Raw genomic sequence first — 561 nt, 5'->3', positions numbered from 1 at the left:
GACCGTTTGCGGCTCGGTAGCTCAGTCGGTAGAGCAATGCATTGAAGCTGCATGTGTCGGCAGTTCGATTCTGTCCCGCGCCATATTCATAATCATTTTTATGCGGGTGTAGTTTAGTGGTAAAACCACAGCCTTCCAAGCTGTTGTCGCGAGTTCGATTCTCGTCACCCGCTGCGGTTATGATCATGGGCCTATAGCTCAGTTGGTTAGAGCGCACGCTTGATAAGCGTGAGGTCGGTGGTTCAAGTCCACCTAGGCCCATTGTTCCATTTATAGTTTCATATACACATGGAGAAGTACTCAAGTGGCTGAAGAGGCGCCCCTGCTAAGGGTGTAGACCGGGAAACTGGTGCGAGGGTTCAAATCCCTCCTTCTCCGTTGTGGCCCGTTGGTCAAGTGGTTAAGACACCGCCCTTTCACGGCGGTAACATGGGTTCAAATCCCGTACGGGTCATGTTTAGATGGAGAATTACCCAAGTCTGGCTGAAGGGAACGGTCTTGAAAACCGTCAGGTGGGCGTAAGTCCACGCGAGGGTTCGAATCCCTCATTCTCCTTTATAA

General features: G+C 51.3%; 6 tRNA genes. All 6 read left to right on the top strand.

The features are described from left to right. Positions 1-10: 10 nt before the first annotated feature. The 6 genes from ACWPAB_RS15435 (at position 11) to ACWPAB_RS15410 (ending at position 555) form a co-directional block, all read left to right on the top strand. A tRNA-Phe gene (locus ACWPAB_RS15435) sits at positions 11-83 on the top strand. A 19-nt stretch (positions 84-102) separates the two neighbouring features. After that, positions 103-173 (top strand) — tRNA-Gly (locus ACWPAB_RS15430). Positions 174-187: 14 nt separating this feature from the next. After that, a tRNA-Ile gene (locus ACWPAB_RS15425) sits at positions 188-261 on the top strand. 29 nt (positions 262-290) lie between these two features. Beyond that, positions 291-378 (top strand) — tRNA-Ser (locus tag ACWPAB_RS15420). A gap of 4 nt (positions 379-382) precedes the next feature. Further along, positions 383-454 (top strand) — tRNA-Glu (locus tag ACWPAB_RS15415). A 9-nt stretch (positions 455-463) separates the two neighbouring features. Further along, positions 464-555, top strand: a tRNA-Ser gene (locus ACWPAB_RS15410). Positions 556-561 lie beyond the last annotated feature (6 nt).

The organism is Lacticaseibacillus sp. 30 (assembly GCF_053819265.1).
The sequence above is the reverse complement of the archived record's forward strand: the minus strand, read 5'-3'. Positions and strand labels throughout refer to the sequence as shown.